Origin of the sequence: Coleofasciculus sp. G2-EDA-02, from assembly GCF_040226375.1 — a bacterium.
In the GTDB taxonomy this organism is placed as follows: domain Bacteria; phylum Cyanobacteriota; class Cyanobacteriia; order Cyanobacteriales; family Coleofasciculaceae; genus Coleofasciculus.
In genome coordinates this window covers 69,627-89,133 of sequence record NZ_JAVKEW010000179.1, presented here as the reverse complement: position 1 = coordinate 89,133, position 19,507 = coordinate 69,627, and the positions used below count along the sequence as shown (strand labels likewise).

At 47.2% G+C, this 19,507-nt stretch carries 17 protein-coding genes and 1 pseudogene; 6 read left to right on the top strand and 12 right to left on the bottom strand.

All coding sequences use genetic code 11. The features are described 5' to 3' along the window. Positions 1 to 162: 162 nt before the first annotated feature. From RLO19_RS21685 to RLO19_RS21675, 3 genes are all read right to left on the bottom strand, one after another. A complete protein-coding gene (locus RLO19_RS21685; protein ID WP_446359496.1) occupies positions 163 to 1,116 on the bottom strand; it encodes a hypothetical protein in 954 nt (317 codons plus the stop codon). A 230-nt stretch (positions 1,117 to 1,346) separates the two neighbouring features. Beyond that, positions 1,347 to 1,841 carry an AAA family ATPase gene (locus RLO19_RS21680; RefSeq protein WP_446359495.1) on the bottom strand — a complete coding sequence of 165 codons (495 nt, stop codon included), beginning with the start codon at positions 1,839 to 1,841 and terminating at the stop codon, positions 1,347 to 1,349. A gap of 39 nt (positions 1,842 to 1,880) precedes the next feature. Then, entirely contained in the window at positions 1,881 to 2,642 is a 762-nt protein-coding gene (locus tag RLO19_RS21675; RefSeq protein ID WP_446359494.1) for a GDSL-type esterase/lipase family protein, read from the bottom strand. 549 nt (positions 2,643 to 3,191) lie between these two features. Here RLO19_RS21675 and RLO19_RS21670 point away from each other — a divergent pair. Beyond that, positions 3,192 to 4,505 (top strand): cytosine deaminase, encoded by a 1,314-nt coding sequence (locus RLO19_RS21670; protein ID WP_446359493.1) that lies wholly within the window; start codon positions 3,192 to 3,194, stop codon positions 4,503 to 4,505. A 145-nt stretch (positions 4,506 to 4,650) separates the two neighbouring features. On the opposite strand, the pseudogene cas6 reads toward RLO19_RS21670, so the two are convergent. Together cas6 and RLO19_RS21660 are read right to left on the bottom strand one after the other, a co-directional pair. Continuing rightward, positions 4,651 to 4,950 (bottom strand): annotated as a pseudogene (gene cas6 / locus RLO19_RS21665) (CRISPR system precrRNA processing endoribonuclease RAMP protein Cas6); the annotation flags it as partial. A 126-nt stretch (positions 4,951 to 5,076) separates the two neighbouring features. Beyond that, positions 5,077 to 5,655 carry a Uma2 family endonuclease gene (locus RLO19_RS21660; RefSeq protein ID WP_446359492.1) on the bottom strand — a complete coding sequence of 193 codons (579 nt, stop codon included), beginning with the start codon at positions 5,653 to 5,655 and terminating at the stop codon, positions 5,077 to 5,079. Positions 5,656 to 5,725: 70 nt separating this feature from the next. On the opposite strand from RLO19_RS21660, the gene RLO19_RS21655 reads away from it, so the two are divergent. Next, on the top strand, positions 5,726 to 6,079 hold the full coding sequence (locus tag RLO19_RS21655; RefSeq protein ID WP_446359491.1) for a hypothetical protein: 354 nt from the start codon (positions 5,726 to 5,728) through the stop codon (positions 6,077 to 6,079). A gap of 152 nt (positions 6,080 to 6,231) precedes the next feature. On the opposite strand, the gene RLO19_RS21650 is transcribed toward RLO19_RS21655, so the two are convergent. The 3 genes from RLO19_RS21650 to petM all read right to left on the bottom strand — a co-directional run bounded on the left by RLO19_RS21650 (position 6,232) and on the right by petM (position 8,821). Beyond that, entirely contained in the window at positions 6,232 to 7,149 is a 918-nt protein-coding gene (locus RLO19_RS21650) for an NAD(+) kinase (RefSeq protein WP_446359500.1), read from the bottom strand. Positions 7,150 to 7,544: 395 nt separating this feature from the next. Next, the gene (locus RLO19_RS21645) at positions 7,545 to 8,522 is read right to left on the bottom strand and encodes an SDR family oxidoreductase (RefSeq protein WP_446359490.1); all 978 of its coding nucleotides are present in this window, start codon (positions 8,520 to 8,522) and stop codon (positions 7,545 to 7,547) included. A 194-nt stretch (positions 8,523 to 8,716) separates the two neighbouring features. Further along, positions 8,717 to 8,821, bottom strand: a complete 105-nt coding sequence (gene petM / locus RLO19_RS21640) for a cytochrome b6-f complex subunit PetM (RefSeq protein WP_446339326.1) — start codon at positions 8,819 to 8,821, stop codon at positions 8,717 to 8,719. Positions 8,822 to 8,893: 72 nt separating this feature from the next. On the opposite strand from petM, the gene pdxA reads away from it, so the two are divergent. Next, the gene (gene pdxA, locus RLO19_RS21635; protein ID WP_446359489.1) at positions 8,894 to 9,982 is read left to right on the top strand and encodes a 4-hydroxythreonine-4-phosphate dehydrogenase PdxA; all 1,089 of its coding nucleotides are present in this window, start codon (positions 8,894 to 8,896) and stop codon (positions 9,980 to 9,982) included. 95 nt (positions 9,983 to 10,077) lie between these two features. Here pdxA and RLO19_RS21630 read toward each other — a convergent pair whose 3' ends face one another. Then, the gene (locus RLO19_RS21630) at positions 10,078 to 10,308 is read right to left on the bottom strand and encodes a hypothetical protein (RefSeq protein WP_446359488.1); all 231 of its coding nucleotides are present in this window, start codon (positions 10,306 to 10,308) and stop codon (positions 10,078 to 10,080) included. A 102-nt stretch (positions 10,309 to 10,410) separates the two neighbouring features. On the opposite strand from RLO19_RS21630, the gene RLO19_RS21625 reads away from it, so the two are divergent. From RLO19_RS21625 to RLO19_RS21615, 3 genes are all read left to right on the top strand, one after another. After that, entirely contained in the window at positions 10,411 to 11,046 is a 636-nt protein-coding gene (locus RLO19_RS21625; RefSeq protein ID WP_446359487.1) for a hypothetical protein, read from the top strand. 171 nt (positions 11,047 to 11,217) lie between these two features. After that, positions 11,218 to 11,628 (top strand): DUF4231 domain-containing protein, encoded by a 411-nt coding sequence (locus tag RLO19_RS21620; RefSeq protein WP_446359486.1) that lies wholly within the window; start codon positions 11,218 to 11,220, stop codon positions 11,626 to 11,628. A gap of 154 nt (positions 11,629 to 11,782) precedes the next feature. Continuing rightward, a complete protein-coding gene (locus tag RLO19_RS21615; RefSeq protein ID WP_446359485.1) occupies positions 11,783 to 11,983 on the top strand; it encodes a hypothetical protein in 201 nt (66 codons plus the stop codon). A gap of 353 nt (positions 11,984 to 12,336) precedes the next feature. On the opposite strand, the gene RLO19_RS21610 is transcribed toward RLO19_RS21615, so the two are convergent. The 3 genes from RLO19_RS21610 to RLO19_RS21600 all read right to left on the bottom strand — a co-directional run bounded on the left by RLO19_RS21610 (position 12,337) and on the right by RLO19_RS21600 (position 19,468). After that, positions 12,337 to 14,961 carry a glycosyltransferase family 2 protein gene (locus tag RLO19_RS21610; protein WP_446359484.1) on the bottom strand — a complete coding sequence of 875 codons (2,625 nt, stop codon included), beginning with the start codon at positions 14,959 to 14,961 and terminating at the stop codon, positions 12,337 to 12,339. 96 nt (positions 14,962 to 15,057) lie between these two features. Further along, positions 15,058 to 17,667, bottom strand: coding sequence for a cellulose biosynthesis cyclic di-GMP-binding regulatory protein BcsB (locus RLO19_RS21605; RefSeq protein ID WP_446359483.1), 2,610 nt, complete (start codon positions 17,665 to 17,667; stop codon positions 15,058 to 15,060). Positions 17,668 to 18,085: 418 nt separating this feature from the next. Beyond that, a complete protein-coding gene (locus RLO19_RS21600) occupies positions 18,086 to 19,468 on the bottom strand; it encodes a glycosyl hydrolase family 8 (RefSeq protein ID WP_446359482.1) in 1,383 nt (460 codons plus the stop codon). Positions 19,469 to 19,507 lie beyond the last annotated feature (39 nt).

Genomic DNA, 19,507 nt, shown 5'->3' with positions numbered 1-19,507 from the left:
GCAGGGGAAGCAGGGGAAGCAGGGGAAGCAGGGGAAGCAGGGGAAGCAGGGGAAGCAGGGGAAGCAGGGGAAGCAGGGGAAGCAGGGGAAGCAGGGGAAGCAGGGGAAGCAGGGGAAGAAATCCGATCAGAAATTGTTCCTTGTTCCCTCTTCCCTCAACAACTACTGAGACATCGACTCGATTTCCATGATGCGTCCATCGTTGACCATCACTTGAGTGCCGGGAATAATTTGTCCGAGTTGAGCTCTGGATAAACCGATGTTTACCGTATCCCCATTTTCTAATTCAATACTAGCGATATTACCGGTGATACTGACAACTCGACCTTGCATGGAGGCGCCGACTCCCATCCTCATCATGTCGGGTTTCATCCGATTGTTACTCATGGGATTCATCTCGACGATGCGCCCATCGTTGATCATCACTTGAGTTCCGGGAATAATTTGTCCGCGTTGAACTCTGGATAAACCGATGTTTACCGTGTCCCCATTTTCTAATTCAATACTAGCGATATTACCGGTGATACTGGCAACTCGACCTTCCCTGGGGGCGCCGGCTCCCATCCTCATCATGTCGGGTTTCATCCGATTGTTACTCATGGAATTCATATCAACGATGCTTCTATCGTTGACCATGACTTGAGTTCCAGGACGAATTTGTCCGAGTTGGGCTCTGGATAAACCGATGTTTACCGTGTCCCCATTTCTCAATTTAACCCTGGCGATGCTACCGGTGATATTGGCAACTCGACCTTGCATCGCTGTAGCATAATCAGCTTGAGCTAGGATGTTGTTGTTGAGGCGTTTATCCTGAGAATCAATGGCGACAATTCGACCATAAGCCACCCATACGTTGGTTCCGGGTTCTAATTGATCTAGTTTCCAACGGGCAACGGGAATTGTTTTGGTTTCGCCATTGTTCATTTCAATCGTGGCAAAATTAGAGACAAGCCGGACAACTTCTCCTTGTTCCGGTTGCACGGATTCAGCTTCGGTGGTATTGGGGGTGAGTTGACCTTCACTCAGGGGACGTGCGATCGCAGGAGTCCCAGCAATGGCACAAAGTACGACACTTAGCATTGTACCTGTGAGGAGTTTTGGTGTGAAAATTCGCATATAAACCTTTGTTAATTCGGTAAGGGGTTAATTTTTTCAGGAATTAAACCTATCTCAATAGTAGAAACTATCAGGCAATGAAATCATGACTCGCAGGATAGATTTTTGATTGGCTGGGTAAGTAGGAGAGAAATCATACTGAAATCTACCTTTTGGAGGTTGACCTATTTTATCGGTTATTCCCAACTTAGTTAACTTAGCAAAGTGGATAATTTTTGATCGTGTAATAATTAGCCGCGTTCATACCTGATGATATTGAATCCTTCTGCTTCTACAGGAGCCTGAAAGTATTTTGTTATTGCCTCAAATTCGGCATCGCTGGTAAATGCTGCTCCGTCTGGTTTATTCTGGCTCCGTTTCTTTAGCTGTTGTTTACATAGTTCGTTGGTTGCATCGATAAAATGAAGCTCGTGCGTAGCATTAGTTCTCTCGATAAGCTGACGAAACCACTGACGTTGATTTTGGGTATTGGCGGGAAAATCTAGAACAACTGAGATGCCATTTAATAAAAGAGTACAGATGTGAGCGGAAATGGCGGTTTTGAGACGCCAAGAATATTTAATATAACTAGGTATATCAATAATTTCTTCGGGATATAGTTGGGACAGTAGGTCATCTTCAATTAGCAGAATGGCATCATGGTTATTGGCTAGTTGTTTGGCTAATGTGGATTTTCCAGCTGCCATTTTTCCACAAAAGAAATAGAGTGTAGCTTGGTTATTCATTTAGAATTGTCTCTGTGATTAGTTCCTCTGTTCAGGTACTTATTCGTTGACGTAAGGATTAACAATTTTAGCCCAGTTTAGGTATCCTTTGCCGTTTAAATGCACACCGTCAACGGTGTATAGGGGGTCTAATTGTTTCTGATCGTTGGTAAAATGTTGATGTAAATCAATGTAGGTGTGGGAAAATTCGCTGGCTAGGTTTTGCAGGTGGCGATTGACGGCGATAATATCTGAGTTGTTGACGCTGATGGGATATTGGAGAGTGTTCATGGGTAAGAGGCTTTGAATAAAGACTTGAGTTTCTGGGGTTTGCTGTTGAATTTTCTCCAGGATAAGTCGATAGGTTTGGGCGATTTCGGTGGCGAGTTTTTGTTCATTCCATAAGTCATTAGCACCAATCATCAGAAAGAGTTTTTTGGGTTGGGATGCGGTGATTTCATCGAGGCGATTGAGTACGCCGTCGGTGGTGTCTCCAGATATGCCGCGATTGCGGATATTGGTGTTTCCCAGGAGTTCTGCCCATTCGCCTTGATCGGTGAGACTATCGCCGATGAAGATAATTTCTGTTTCGGAGTTGGGGAGTTGTTCAAACATCTGTTTCCGGATATGGTGATAGGTTGATTGATAGGTGTTGCGACGACGGGCGATTTTTACGGTTTGTTCGACTTGTTGAGGAAAGGGGAGTTTACGGACGAGATAGGGAATGCCGCCTCTGCGAATGATTAGGATACTGAAGAGGATGATAAAGAGTAGGTTTAGGCTGAGGGATGTCCAAAGGATTAGGGGGTTTTTGATCGTCATGGGGAATCGGTAGATGGGTTTGGGAATAATTGTAGGAGGGTTAGATAATGTAGGGGCGGGTTTAGGGACTAAATTTGGCTAGTTAGAACTAACTGAACAACGAAACCCGCCCTGCCTCACCGATAAGTGAACAAGAAAATCTGCCATATTTTACCAATAAATGAACAAAAAACTCGCCATACCTCACCGATAAGTGAACAAAAAAATCTGCCATATTTTACCAATAAATGAACAAAAAACTCGCCATACTTCACCGATAAGTGAACAAGAAAATCTGCCATATTTTACCAATAAACGAACAAAAAACTCGCCATACTTCACCGATAAGTGAACAAAAAATCTGCCATATTTTACCAATAAACGAAGGACAGAATTTGCTTTATATTAACCAATAACTGATCAACAAAATATGCCCTTTTTCTGTAGAAATTGGTTTTATTGATAAGGTGGTGTTGATATTGTGATCATTGGATAGGCTAAAGCCCTTACTACAAACTACAAACTACGGACGAGGATATAATATTTTAGGTGCTTTGAGGGGGAAAGTTGATGAGTGTGATTCCATCAGAAACGTGCTATTGGCTGAAAAATGCTCGTGTGCCAATCTCAATGTTACAGGTTGAGGATGCGTCGATTTTGGAGAGTAAAACGCCTGAGGGGTTGTGTTTGGTGGATATTCAAGTGGCTGAGGGGAAGGTGGCGCAGGTGGTTCGGGCGAATTCTGTGCCGGTGGGAGATGCGGCGGTGGTGGATGTGCAGGGGGGACAGGTTTGGGCGGGGTTTGTGGATTTGCATACTCATCTGGATAAGGGGCATATTTGGCAACGCACGCCGAATCCGGATGGAACGTTTGATAGTGCGTTGGATAGGGTGAAACAGGATAGTTTGCGGTATTGGCAAGCTGAGGATGTTTATCGCCGGATGGAGTTTGGGTTGAGGTGTAGTTACGCCCATGGTACTCAGGCGATTCGGACTCATATTGATGCGTTTGGGGAACAGGCGGGGATTAGTTTTGGGGTGTTTAAGCAGTTGCAGCAGGAGTGGGCGAATCGGTTGGTTTTGCAGGCGGTGGCGTTGGTGTCGCTGGATTATTATTTGACGCCGGAAGGGGTAAGGTTGGCGGATTTGGTGGCGGAATTGGGGGGTGTTTTGGGGGGCGTGGCGTATATGAATCCTGATTTAGAGGCGCAGTTGGATCAGGTGTTTCGGATGGCGCAGGAACGGGATTTGGCGCTGGATTTTCATACGGATGAGACGGATGATCCGGAGTCGATTTGTTTAAGGAAGGTGGCGGAGGCGGCGTTGGGTTGTCAGTTTGGGCGACAGGTGGTTTGTGGACATTGTTGTAGTTTGGCGGTGCAGTCGCCGGAGGTGGTGGCGGAGACGTTGACGCTGGTGAAGGAGGCGGGGATTGGGGTGGTGAGTTTACCGTTGTCGAATCTGTATTTACAGGATCGGAAGTTGGGGAGAACACCGCGTTGGCGTGGGGTGACGGTGATTCAGGAGTTACAGGAGTCTGGGATTGGGGTGACGTTAGCGAGTGATAATTGTCGTGATCCGTTTTTTGGGTTTGGAGATCATGATGTTTTGGAGGTGTTTAGTCAAGGGGTGAGGATTGCTCATTTGGATATGTTGTATGGAGAGTCTCCGGCGATGGTGACGAAAACGGCGGCGGATTTGATGGGGTTGGGGAATGTGGGGCGGATTGGTGTGGGTTTGGCGGCGAATTTGGTTTGGTTTAAGGGGCGCAGTTATAGTGAATTGTTATCACGTACTCAGTGCGATCGCGTGGTGATTCGCGATGGGATGGCGATTGATACGACATTACCGGATTACCGGGAATTGGATTCGTTGGGTTTGTAGTCAGGGATGCGAGCCCTTTAACTCAGTTAGCCAGCCAGGGATTCAAATTTTATCGGATTCGCACAGGAAAATGGTTATTTAAAATTGCACTACTCGCGTTAGCCAGCCAGGGATTCAAATCCCTGGCTCAAAGCTTAAGTCGTCTTCAGACGACTGTGTGGTAAATCAATTGAAAGTTTTGACCTCTCCCCCAGCCCCTCTCCATCCCAATTCCCATCGTTGTTTTCCGCCCCATACCAGAATAGAGAGCAAAATCAGCTAAAGCATTAATTTGCTGAATTGTCTCCGAGTTAACTTCCCCCATAATCCGAAAATTTATGTCCCCAACACAGCCAATAAACTTACTGCGAGAATCGGCAACTAATTCAGTATGAATATCAAAGAAACTGGGAAAAACATGATCCACTAATGTTTTGGGGAATTCTATGCCACTATATTGATTCCAGAAACCGTTACCCGATAAAATAGAAAATCTATCTTATGCGATCCCCTGCACTCAACAAAGCTATGCTACAACAGGCGATTGAATAGTAGGGTGGGCATTGCCCACCGACTAGCCAAACTCTAGGCGCTAAATCCCGCGTCGAAATGCCCGAATCGCTTCGCCTGCATCAGTTTCCGCCATCAAAATACACCGTCTCAGCCAGTCAATATCAAGTTCACTCAATCCAGATAGCTGGCTGCGTTCAATGGGTTGATAGCCACCATCTCCAAGATGATAAAGCTTCAGTAATCCATCTTGCCAAAACCAAACCTCTGGAACGCCCAAAGCTTGATAGCGTTCTAATTTACTGGTATCTCCACTGGTGAAAACGACTTCAATTGACAAATCCGGAATCAGCTTGACACTTCCGATACAAAAAGACTCGTCAGCTTGGGCGGAAACAACGCCGGGTTTTTCCTGAGTCATTGCCCCTGTAGGCTTGAAAAAGATTCCCTGTTCAACCAGAAACGTTGTGATTAAGTAACTAATAATACGAGCAAATGTTTCATGATCTTGCCCCGGCATGAGAATCTCGATCATCCCTTCATAATAACAGAGGCGCACTCCAGAAGAACCATCAAAACCCGTTTGAATACACTTAAACTGTTCCCAGGTTCCCTGATGAACAATGCGTTGATCGGTTGTTTTGTCAAGTAGTGGGGACATGGTATTCGGTTTTGGTTATCGCTGATGGGAGTTATAGAGGATTTCGCCAATTGTCGGCAATTGTAGGGGCTTGGTAACCAAGCCCTTACTTAAATGGGTGTTTCTGTTTCAATCCCTGATAGGGATTATAGAGGAGTTTGACCCTGATGCCAGGTTTACGGCTACCGCTACGACTGGGAAGTTTCAATCCCTGATAGGGATTATAGAGGATTTTGACCTATCGCTACTATCGATGGCGCGAGTGGAACCCAGATTTCAATCCCTGATAGGGATTATAGAGGATTTTGACCTGCCGACCTCTGAAACGCTTGCTGTATTTAGTTTTCAAGGTTCAATGGCGACTACCTCCTCTAAATATAGCATTTCAGCCCTCGGTTTTGACAACCCCTCTACCACAAAAACGCCTCAAATCCTTTCTGAATAAGCCTTTCAGCCATGGCGACCGCCTCCTGATCTGCGAAAAAGGCTGTATCCCTGACCCAGTAAGGAATACAGCCTCAAATTTTGACTCCTCGAAAAAAACACCTACTGGTAGTCGCATCAAGCCAAGAAAATGAACTTATCCCAAAGCACAAACTAAGGTAACTCCACCGATGTCGGTTTAGCAATATGAGGTAATCCCCACCCCAACTTCTCACGCAACACCCGGAAAAACTCAGGCGGTTGCAAGCGAATAAATCGAGCCGAATAGCGCGATCGCTCAACCTGTACGTGATCCTCCGGTAACACATAACAGCCCGCATTCCCATCCACCACCATCACCAACTGATTCGGCGTCGCCGGAAACACCTTCACCTGTTCCGTATCCGCAAACACTAACGCTCTCGACGCCAAAGAATGAGGACATATCGGCATCAACTGCAACACCGGCACCCCAGGAGTTACAACCGTTCCCCCCGCACTCAGGGAATAAGCCGTTGAACCCGTCGGAGTCGAAATAATCACCCCATCTGCAGCAATATCCACAGGAGAATGACGCCCAATTTGCACCTCAAAATGGCACATACAGGTCAAAGGTTCCCGGTGTAATACCATCTCATTCAAACACAGGGCTTCCCACCACATACATTCATCCCGCACCACCCGCACCAACAGCATGGTTCGTTCTTCAATCTCATACTCCCCCGCCATCACCTGTTCCATCGCCTGGGGAAGTTGATTTAGGTAAGCCTCGGTGAGGAATCCCATGTGACCGGTATTAATCGCCAGCAACGGAATCCCAAAGGGCGCCACTTGACGAAACGCCGCCATCACTGTACCGTCTCCGCCCAGAACGATCGCAAACGCCATCGTTTCATCAAATCCAGGCGCCGCCAGCTTATCTATGGGTGTATGACACACTGGAGAATCGGGACGGGAATAGCCTAAAAGTCCGCCAACACCCGTTGCCATATACACGTCCCAACCTGTAGCCATTAGCTGCTCTTGTAGCTCCTGTGCTACCCGACAAGCTACAGGTTTATAGTCGTTATAGATAATCCCTGCTTTGCCCACATTCACCAGTCCGTGTCATACATAATTATCTTCGTTGTAGCCATTTGGATAAGACTTGCTCGCTCAACTTAGACCCCCTTGACGAGAAAGCTTACACCAAAAAGCGACAATCTGTGCCAATTAAAACGTTTACATTCACTCAGGGCGGGTGCGAGTTACATCTGGGAGAGGGAGAGAATTCAAAGCCTTCTCTCTCTAACCCCCCGTTATACCCCCCTTTATACCCCCCTTTATACCCCCCTTTCAAAGGGGGGCTAGGGGGGATGGGGGCTAGGGGGGATGGGGGCTAGGGGGGATGGGGGCTAGGGGGGATGGGGGCTAGGGGGGATGGATAGAGGTTTTCCAGAGAGGTTTTACCGATCCCATGAAAAGTCAGCCCCATCACCCATCAGAACTTAAGGTTTTTTCATCGGCGTCTTCTTCTTCTTCTTCTTCGCTTTGCTCTTCTCGTAATCAATTTCCCTAAGCTTCTTCATAATTCGGCTAAAGTACTCTTGCAGGTATGCTTCCAAGGTGGTTATTTCTTTCGGATCAAGACCAAAAACCGGATAAACCTCATCCATTGAAGCTGTCATCGGTTTCCCCGTGGCTATCACCTCCGTGAATGCCAATCGATCTGCGATATTCCAACCCCACTGGAAAAATCGGGTAATCTGGCGCATTGCTCGCAAGAAATTAAGCGGGAGTCGGGCAATTCTGGCATCCTTACCAGACAAGCGCTCACATAGATTTATAATCTCATCAGCTCGCCACGCCCGTGTTCCCACAACTGGAAAGGTTTTATTTACTGTTTCCGGAACCTCAAGAGCGCGAACCGCAAATTTAGCAATATCCTGAGTATCCATATAACCGGTGGGCGCCGCTTCCCCCGTAATCCAAACCGCTTGTCCTTCTAAAATTGGCACAGCATACTGCATAATCAGTCCTTGCATAAAGCCGGCGGGTTGCAAGATAGTGTAGTTCAATCCCGATTCCGCCAGAAATACTTCAGTACACCGCTTAATCTCCATCAGCGGCACACGGGGAAATTTTTCACAATTGAGAATTGAGAAAAAGACAAAGCGTTCCACTCCCGCCGCCACAGCCGCTTGAATCAGCGCCACTTTGCCATCCCAGTCTACCTGTTTAATGGTTAGAGGTCCTGTTGGTCTAGAGGTTGCTGCATCTATAATGGCAGTTATGCCTTCAAGAGCAGGTGGTAACGTCTGTGGTTCACACAGATCCCCTTGAACCACTTCGGCTCCCCATTCTTTTAAAAACGTGGCTTTCCTAGGGCTGCGAACCATACAGCGTACCTGATGACCCTGATCCAGCGCCCGACGAACCACCTGTCTTCCTAAAGTGCCTGTTGCACCGACGACCAACAAGTTCATTTATAAACTTTTTGCCTGTAAACTTAACGTTTCTATAAGATTCTATCAGAAAGGCTTCAATGATGCTCAAATATAGAGAAGTTTTGACCCTTCACGACCTTCAAGGGCATGGTGCGTGACCCTTGGCGACCTTAGAGGGAAGCTGGTTTTTGGGGAGTGATGTCTCGACAAGCTCCCCCAGCTTCCCCATCAGGTTACCCTTCGCCGCCTTGGATTTTGAGTAACAAAAAGCCCAAACCCATACCCACGAGAATTAGGGTAAAGGATAGTACGGCAGCATTAAAAATTTCAGCGCTCATGTCTTATCTCCTCTTGCGATCGCTTTAGCAGGCTCTAAGTTTAAGATTATCGTGATTGGGTTCAAATCCAAAATGAAAACTGAGAAACATTTGTTTACACAACCGATGCGTCAACCCCTAGGGCGTCCCCGCTTAGCACTCACCTTGGGTGATCCGGCTGGAATAGGTCCAGAGGTGGTACTCAAGGCGTTGGCGGATGAGGAGATTACTCAGGATGCTGAAATAACTGTCATTGGCAGTCGCTGTTTGTTACAGGCGGCGTATAATCAACTACGGCAACAGTTGCACCCAACCACGCCTCTAGCTGAACCGGATACCCTATCAATTTTAGATATTCCCCTAGACACCTCAAGAGAAGATCAAATTACTCCGGGGTTAGGAAATGCGGTGAGTGGTGGTGCGAGTTTTGCTTACCTCAAGAGTGCGATCGCGCAAACCTTAGCGGGTGAGTTTCAGGGGATTGTCACCGCGCCAATTGCCAAGTCATTCTGGAAAGCCGCCGGACATGAGTATCCGGGTCAAACCGAAGTCCTGGCAGAATCTGCTGGTGTGCAGCGATTCGGTATGGTATTCGTGGCGCGATCGCCTCATACCGGGTGGCTATTGCGAACACTCTTAGCGACAACCCATATTCCCTTGCATCAAGTCCCCCATACCTTAACCCCAGACTTGATGAGGTCTAAACTGGATTTACTGGTGGAGTGCTTACGCTTGGATTTTGGTGTAGAAACCCCGCGCATTGCCATTTCTGGGTTAAATCCCCACAGTGGCGAACAGGGACAGCTAGGAAATGAAGAAAAAGACTGGTTGATTCCCTGGCTAGAACAGGAACGACAGCAACGTCCTCAGCTGCAATTGGATGGACCCGTACCACCCGATACCCTTTGGGTCAAAGCGGGTCAAGCCTGGTACGATAATCCAGAAATTCCTAATCTACCCGATGCTTATTTGGCACTTTACCATGACCAAGGCTTAATTCCAGTTAAACTCATGGCATTTGACCGTGCGGTTAACACAACGATTGGTCTACCTTTTGTGCGAACATCTCCGGATCACGGTACGGCTTATGATATTGCAGGTCAGGGAATTGCCAATGCTACAAGCATGAAAGCAGCGATTCAATTAGCGGCACAATTGGTGCGACACAGGCAATTTTTGTAGGGGCGGGTTTTACTGATAACGTTGGGCAAAAACTGATAACTTGACTAAACCCGCCCTCCGAAACATATTCTCTTTACTCTGTCAAGGTGTGATTCCTATAAACTAAATGTTAGCTTAGTGGTGCTAATCCTGAGTGCGATCGCCACATTTTTGGCGGTGGTGATCGCAAGTATGGAGAAAACACTCATCGCCGCCCCACCGGGACGGATATTAATTAATTGAAAAAATGAGTGCAACTTGTTTGTGAAATAAGCAAACAACCGGGAGTAATAAATAGAGGGAAAAGCCGTGAAGGTAGGGTTGCCAAGTTCACTGGAGTAACCCATCCTTATTGATCATCATGATTGACATGGCTTAATCCTCAGACCATTGCCCTCGCGGCACGGTTAAACTGATGGTTGAAATATTTTCTCCCTAGATTTAGTTAAATGGAAAACACCAATACTTTGACCTTTAACAATAACCTCATAGCCCATGTTGTTCAAGTCCACAGTTTTACTGCCTTGAAGGCGGCATTGCACCAGCTCGGTTTTGAGCAACCACGCCCTACCCTAGCCCTGGTGGGTGGGGCGAGTAAGATTAGTGAGTCTGACAAAAATGACTTGCGACATCTTTTTATCGAAGTGATTGCGCCTCTGGCTGAACAACTGGGAATGGCAGTTGTGGATGGGGGTACGGATGCGGGAATTATGCAATTTATTGGTCAAGCGCGGACAATAATTCGTGCAACATTCCCCTTAATTGGTGTCGCCGCCATTGGTACGGTTATCCTGCCTGGTGTTAAGAGTGTGAATGCTGATGCGGCGATGCTAGAGCCCAATCACACGCACTTTGTATTAGTTCCAGGCAGCAATTGGGGAGATGAATCACCCTGGTTATCTCAGATTGGTAGTTATTTAGCAAAAGGTTTACCCTCGGTTACGATTGTTGTGAATGGCGGCGAGATTACCTGGCAGGATGTGGCGCAAAGTGTGAAAGCCAAGCGACCTGCGATTGTCTTAGCCGGGAGTGGACGAACGGCGGATAAATTGGCAGCCGCGTTGCAGGGGAGAGGTAGCGGATGAGCGAGCTATAGATTTAGTAGCATCGGGACTTTTGCACGCTATTGATATGAGTAAAGGTGCAGCGGCACTGGCTCCTATGATTGGGCAGATGCTTTCTTTCCCGCCAGTTGTATTGCCGGAATAAATTGACTCCAGATAAGGTGGGAATAAGCGTTGGTATAGGTATAGAACGTGGCAAAAAAGAACTCTTATAGTCAATATCTTAGGAACCACCTGGGTAAATTAATCGATGAAACTGACTTACCCCCCTTGAAAAAGGAGTTTATGAAATCCCGATGGCTAGATCAAGTGCTGTGGTTGGAAGGACGGGCAACAAAGGAACGCGATCGCCATCACTCGCTGAGGCTACTGACGATTATCGGTGGTGTTATCGTCCCTGCCATGGTGGGATTCAACAGCACTAATCCTAAGATCAAGGAAATTGTCGGATGGTCAGCGTTCGGCTTGAGTCAAGCCGTAGCCATTTCAGCCGCCGTTGAAGAATTTTTTTCTCATGGAGAAAAATACAAACAATTCCGTAATACAGCGGAAAATATGAAAATTGAGGGCTGGCAGTTCCTGCAAATCGACAATTTCTGCTAAGATACTAGCTTGTTACTTCAAAGATAGAGGAGTCGCCACTGCCGCAAAGGTGGGAGATTGGCGCAAAGTCAGAAAATTGGTGAATGGCGGCTATAACGGTTGGGATGTTTTTTCTAAATATGTTGATAAAGCTAAAGCGGTAATTGGTTAAGGTATGGAACCCACAGAAGAAGTTTTTTTTCAACTTCAGGAACTCAAGGAAGTAATCCAGGAGCTTAAAGAACAGATTAAAGAAATGCAAACGATGCATGAGGTGCAACAAGAGTCAATTACATCTTTGATTGCTCTGTCTCAGAAGCAGACGACGGTGATTGAGCAGCAAACCTCTGTGATTCAACAGTTGGTAAGTCGGTAAGGGAACAATGTAGCTGCACTGGCTCATCGGATTGGACAGATGCTGTCTTGACTCCAGATGGGGTGGGAATCAATACAGTTCAATTAATTGTTCCCATCTACTTACTGGAATTTAGACTAAGAGGGCAGAACTTACCAAAAAATGACCATTGGTTTGACCTCTTCGTCCCATAAGGTGGGTTACGATGTTAACGTTCCCACTTCAGCGCTTTAGTTAGCAGTATTTAAGTTCTAGAAACCTGCGTCGGGGCGGGCGCGAGTCACATCTTTTGTGCAACCGAAAAGTAGAGACGTTGCATGCAACGTCTCTACTCTCATCGTTGCGCCACATACCATGAAAACTAAGGGCTATCATCAATGCAATACTCTAACTAGCTCCTTCACTTTAGCCGCCTGCCGATCCTTAAATTGCTCAGGAAAACTTAACTCTAGAGCAATTTTCTTAGGCGCAGAACTACTGCTATCACCAGGAACCAGGATTTCTAATGAGAGGATTTGGGTTAAAAATCGCTCCCGCGATTGGCTTAGGGGATCTTGACTTAAAAGCAAACCAACTAAGGGTTTTTCTTGCTGCATTTTATTTAAGTTATTGGGTTGAAGTAATTTGGCATTCGATGTGATAGAATCATCCAATTCCAACTGCAAGCTTCCCGTACCAATTGCTGTCACAGTTGCCAAATAAAAGTCTCCTTCCCAAAACAGTTGAGCTGAGGCTTGAACCCGCTTGCGGACTTTGGCACTCCCTTTTTCCACTTTAAATTCTTGGAATGCACGGAAAAGACCTGTAGCCAAAAATCCTAAAGACTGCAACGGTTTATCCACATATTCCCGTGTTTGCGAATACCATTCTTTCACGTCAGAATACGTCACTAAGGTTAAATTATCTCGCTGTGCTTGGGTGACATTAATAAACTTAACCGCCAATTCCATTTGATGATCATTGATAGACTTTGCCACCACAATCTGAGCCTCCATAATCACCCTCGCCCCATAATCACCCACCAATTCAACTTCAATTTCATCGGGTAAATTCGGTTGACCTTTGACCTCTAGGATCATGCGAGTTCCCGTTTCCGAAACATCCAGACTCACGCCACTCCAACTTTGGTCATAGCTGTAAATCGTTGCCCCCAGACGTCGCCGTAAGCGGTGGGCGGTGCGTTCTTGCGGTTGTTCAAAGGCAACAAGTAAAGCTGCCATTAATAAAACCATGTTAAAGATACACCATAAGGCGTTAACCAAAACAGCCTCTGCATCCTCCGGACGCAGGATTAACCAAAAGGGAACTGACCCTAACCCCAATACGACAAGAGCCGTTACTCCTAACAAACCCCGTACAGACTGCCAATCAAAGTTGGAGAAGCTAAATTCCCGTTTGATCAGGGTCATGTCTTTGTCTGTGACGTTAAATTCACCTAGATTAGGATTTATCAGCGCCATCAGAGTGACATAGCCGGCTTGGAATGCCATGACAAATTCAAAGATTTCATTCCAGAACGAAAAGCGTACATGCTTATAGGTAATGTAGTTAGCATTGAGGGACAGAAGGATATGAGGAAACGCATAGGCCAAAGTTTCTAATCCCAAACCCTGAATTGGGTTAAGTCCAAACAATAAGAATAGGGTAGGCGCGATCGCATAAATGAGTCGGGGATAGCCGTAGAAGAAGTGAGACGTAGCACTGAAATAACAAATCCGCTGTGGAATTGTCAAATTTAGCTTACGGTTGAACACTGGATTTTCAATCCGCAAAATCTGCGCCATCCCTCGCGCCCACCGGACTTGCTGACCCACATAAGAGGAAAAGTTCTCCGGGGCGAGACCCGCAATCATAATTTTGTCGTAGTAAATCGACTTGTATCCCAAAGAATGCAATCGGAATGCCGTGTGACAATCTTCAGTCACCGTCTCCGTGGCAATCCCACCAATCTGTAGGGCATATTCTTTGCGAATTACCGCTGCTGAACCACAGAAAAAAGCTGCATTCCAAAAGTCATTCCCTTTTTGAAGTACCTTATAAAAAAGTTCATTACCAACCGGAATCCTGCCATCTGTACGCAAGTTCCGTTCAAAAGGATCAGGATTAAAAAACCAGTGAGGTGTTTGGACAAATGCCACTTTTGGATCAAAAAAGAAGCCGGCGGTATGTTTGAGAAAATCTCGCAGCGGAATATGGTCACAGTCAAGAATCATCACCAAATCCCCCTTCGTGCGGCGAAACGCGGTATTAATATTCCCCGCCTTGGCATGTTCGTTATTATCCCGCGTCATCATGGTGCAGCCAACTTCTTCACACATTTTCCGCAACTTCTCGCGACGAGCTTTATATTTTTCGGCTCGACCATCATCCAAAACATACACATGTTTTTTGTCGGCTGGATAGTCAATTGCGATGGCTCCTATTGCCGTTTTGCGGACAATTTCCACATCTTCGTTGTAGGTAGGAATATAGATATCCACCTTGGGCCACTGGTCTTGAGGATATGCCGACAAATCTACAGGTTCACGGTCTTGAATATGCAGGGTTTGAAAATACGCCAGAACTAGCGTCAGGATGGCATACAGTTCAGCCACCAACAACAGCACACAAAATAAGCCATTGAGAAAGGCATCAAAATTGAGAGTGTAGTTGAGGCGATAGTAAAGATACCGAGATGTGGTCACTAAACTCAACCACACTAAAAATAAGTGGTAATACTCACTAATTTGTTTGTCAGAAACGCGGTTTTCCGCCCGCACAACCACTTGCCCGATCGCTAAAAGTAAAAAAGCAACAACACCCTGTTGCCAAACCTTGAGTGGGGTAATAATCAGCGGAATCGAGATCACCAGAAGAAACAGAACCAGCCATTTCAAATGGCTCAAGCCAATTCGTGCCAGCGAGCGGTCAAAAAACCCAGGCAGAACATCAACTAGCCAGTCTGTAGCAAAAGGGCGTTGGGGACGAAATCGCTGGAATTTAGACGATGACGAGGACATAGCAACGGTGTGGGTTTGTGAATAGTACGGTAGGTGTTAGGTGTTAGGTGACAAAAGGCTAACCCTGACAAATGACAAAGGACAAATGACTAATCCCTAATGACTCTTTTGATCGCTAAGCCGCTTGAGATAGAACTGAGAAATTCCATACAGCAGCAGCGCGATGACAAAAATGCCAGCCGGTAAAAAGAACCAGTTATCTTGAATAAAGCGAGACGCCTTACTCAAAAGTCCCGTATTTTCAACGCGACGAGTTGAAGGCGCACGTTCTAAGAATTCCAATGTGTAGGCATCAGGGTCATAGCTAGTTGCGTCTTGCTGATTGCTGCTAATCAGGACTGTATCTTCCTGGAGTTGAAAGAACCAAGGATCTTTGCTAATCACCTGCCGCACTCGTTCTAACCCATCCGCCGTCTGTGCGGTTAGCGCCAACAACACCCGTTCTTTGTTATCTGGCGACATGATTTGCTTAATCATGCCTTCGTTATCTGGTAAGGCTTGAATGCGGCCTTGATTCCACTGGCGAGAAAAAGCATCCTGCAAGCGGAAGCCACTGCCATCAAACACCTCTGGAAAGGGAAATTGCTCTCTTGTACCAATTCCCACCAAATGGTGTCCCTCGCGTACTTCAGCAGGCAACGTCGTCGTTGTATAGGCATCTAAGTTGACCGAATCCGCCTTACTGAGTCGTCCCAGACGTTCGCTAAAGGATAACAGCGTCAGCAAATCCGTATTACTAGGGGAATCCGGCACAACAATCGCGGTTCTGGACAAATCCTGAGGTGCCGCAAAGGGATAGCCTTCCTGCAACAGTTCTAAATCGGGGAGTTGCACCGATTGTTGGCGGTTTAGGTTAAAGCTACTGTCTGCATGGAGGGTTCCTGTCAATTGTTGGTCGGTGACGTTACCGCATACCCCCGGTTCTCTGGGATTGAGTCGGAATGCCACTTCCAGTTGGGAATCAGGTTTGATTAAGTGAGGCGGCAGATCCACTTTCAGGCTTTTTCGGGTGGCGCCGTCTTCTGAGGTCAACCGTGCCCCACCGATAAACGTCCCATCCAGTAAAACTTCTACCGCAGAGGTACGGGGATTGATTTGCGGACCATAGCTATAGCGCACCGTCATGGAACTCCCCCGCGTAAATTGGTCATCTGGCAAAGCGTGAAAATCAATCAGAATCGGGGGTGCAGCTGACCCGCGTACTGTGATGTCTTGGAACGGATCACCGTTGGTTTTGGTTTTAATTTCGCTGAGGGTAAAGGAATTTTTCTCCGGTAAATAACCGGGCCAATTCCGAAGTGATGGAGTGTCTACCTCTTTGAGATTATCCACTAATACGGCTTGACCTGTGCCAAATTTACGGCTCTCAGGCTGGACTAAAAACTGAGCAGCTTTGGCAACACCGTCGGCGCTATTTCCGGTCACGACTAAAACGGGAACGGCTCCGTCTAAAGTCGTGGTCATCATCAAGATACCCACGTCACCGGGTAAAGGGACTTGGTTCCCATCTAAAATTTGGTCGCCACTGATGCTAAAGGGCAAATCCAAATCCGCTAACACCGGTTGATCCGCGGGTGTACCAATGACGACCAACCGTTGACCCCACTCCACATCCTCCAAATCGTTGATGATTTCCGTGTCAATGGGACGGAATTCAGCCATTCTGCCTAACCCGGCTTGAAAGCGAGACGCGGCAGTTAACCAGGTATCGTTAACCTTGGGGAGGAGATAAGCAATGCGATTGGTATCTAAACTGAGGTCGTCAAAGAAGGGATAGGGATAGCGGCTAAAGTTGAGCGGAATCGGTTGGGGCTGATATTCCAACTGTAACTCTGAATCGGGTAACACTTCTGTCCAAAGCGTGGGGTCACCCGGATTGCTACATTCTTCGTCATTACTTTGTCGGGCGACAATTACCAGTTCGTTATAGTCCTGAATCAGTTGGGGTCGGATATTGAAGAGTACGCTGCCAACTTCCGATTGTTGACGGTTAAGGGGGACTGAACCCACACTCGCGCCATTAATTTGTACCGTGAGATTGGAGTCCTTGGCAATCAGGGCGGGTGAATGTTGGAAACGAATCAGGGCTTTAGCCCCTTGGATTTCCCAGCCTCGGGGACGGGTAAAGCCGAGTCGAGCTTCGGAATATACCCCTCGGAAGCGGAAGCGATTACCCACGATGGGTGAGCGATTGAATTGGAGGATGTACTCCCCAGTTGGTAAGGGTTCAGCATCCGCCGTTTCTTCCTCGCGCTCAGCCGGGGATGGCGCTGGAGAACGACGCGCGGGTGCCGGTTCCTCTTCCCTTGGGGATGACGCCGGAGAGCGACGCGCTGGTGCGCTTGATGCTGGCGCCGAGCGAGTGGGCTGGTTCTGAGGTGGCGGTTGACTGGGTGCAGGCGTTGTTCGCTTGCGCGTTGGCGATGTGGATTTTTGCGGGGGGGACGCCGGGAGCGGTTTGTAAACGGGCGTCTTCTCGGGAGCAGCGGGTAAGGTGTATTCGCGAATTAACTGATCTTCCTGCTCTTGCAGGCTGCTGTCGCTTTGAGCGACGGCAAAGTTGGTAGTGAGCACCAGTCCGACGACTAGAACGCTACACAGAAGCAACAATCCGAGTCGTGTTCCATTAGATACACGGTTGGAGTGTTGACGTCCGCGATGGCTTGAAGGAGTTGGAGATTGGAAGTGGCGAAACAGGCGTTTCATAGGAGAACTCTTACGGTTGATGGAAATGCCCAGTTACTATTGCTTGGGGACTGAATTATGGGATTCCAGATAGCTGGAATTCGGGGATGTTTAAACGAGCCAATTTAGTCGGTTGGGTTTGGCTATTGCTCTACCCAAACGACTTTTGCCAAACGGACTCCCATAAACGATGGCAAGGGACATCATTTATTCACGGAACCCGCCAAAATTAGGATTGTCTGTAGATAGCATTCCCGCTTCAGTCCAACGAGTAACAGGTTGACTTAACCTGGTTATTTGTAGAAACGGTGGTGACATTTTTCTAGCCCTCTGAATCGGTATTCGACTGGATGCCACCCTGATTTAAGATGGGATTATTCGGGGTTACGAATCAATTCTCAACGGTTTAAAGCCTTGACAGACCTTATCGGCCTCTGTATCATTGCTTTATCGATTTCCTGGAAAACTGCGGCTGGGGTTGAAAAAACTGAGAATTTTTAACCAGGTCGGGTGATATAAGTGCTATCCAGGCTAAGTTTTGGGTATAATAGGCAGATTCATCATCCCAAATTCCCTGATTGTATTGCGGTAGAAGTTTACCCTCCAGTATTTGCTCAGCTATAGCGGGGTTAATTAAGCGCATAGCTGGGTAAAGCATGGCATATTGGGAGGTTGCATCGTATTTGACCAAAGATTCTCCATCTAGATTAATTCGAGCAGGCAAGCGAGAGGTCGATTGCCATTGGTCTTGAAGATATTGAGTTGCTGTTTTCAGATAATTCAGGGCTTCGGTCGATTGGAACCATTCGGCATCCCAAGCGACTCGCCACCAGACGCGGTACGCATCAAAGCTATAGACGCTTTTCAGTTTGCTTTGTGAGGGTATGGACTGGAATTGATTGGTTTTGAAATCCAGAGCAATCCAATCACTAGGTAACCCAACCGCCGAAACTTGAGAGGAGTTCTCTAAGACGTAGTAGCTACTGTCTACTAAACTCAGCCAGTCTCGTTCGGGATCAACCTGAGCAAACAGGCGAAACGCATAAGGGGCGAGATAGGAAGGATTAAGATAAATCGTCGATGGCGACGGGACAAAGGCTTCCTTTGGTCCAGGAAGCAGATAACGCTTCCCATCAGGTCCTGCGATGGTGGAATAGTCCCACAAATCGCGCAACTTGATTCGCGCTAACTCTAGGTACTCCGGGCGATTCCAGCGGCGGTATGCCCAAATTAATGCTGTAATCGCATCAATATCAGCATCGCTGGCAAAATTTCGATCAATGGCGCCCCAATTTCCCTCATCGTCCTGACCCCACAGCCAAACCCAAAGATTGTCTTCGAGTTCGCCTGTTTTTGAGAGTCGATGCAGGTTCTCTTCTGCCCAGTTTAAGGTGAGGGCAAATGTGCTTGGGTCATTAATCAATACAGCCCTGAGCATAGCGTAGGCTTGTCCTTCTGAGGTAGAGCGATCGCTGGCTTCGTAGTCGATCACTCGCCCGTCTTCTTGAATAAATTGTTGTCTGTAGATGACCCAGCTTTGTTCGAGTATATCCTGAATAGCGGTCGATGGGGATAAAGTTGGAAAATCAGCAACCGGGGAAGCCGTTGCTGTGGGTGGGGAAGGGGATACAGACGCTTCCGGCTGTTCGGGTTCGGAGAATTTTATGGACACACAACTGGTGAGATTCAACAGCAGTAACATAGCGCTTGTAGTAAGCGCTTTAGCGCTTCTGGCACTAAAGTGCCTACTACGAACCCAGCTTTTAAGAACCCTTGGCAACTTTCCCCCTAAATTTAGGATTTGTCCTTTGTCCTTTGTCATTTGTTATTTGTCATTTGTCATTTGTCCTTGGTCATTCGT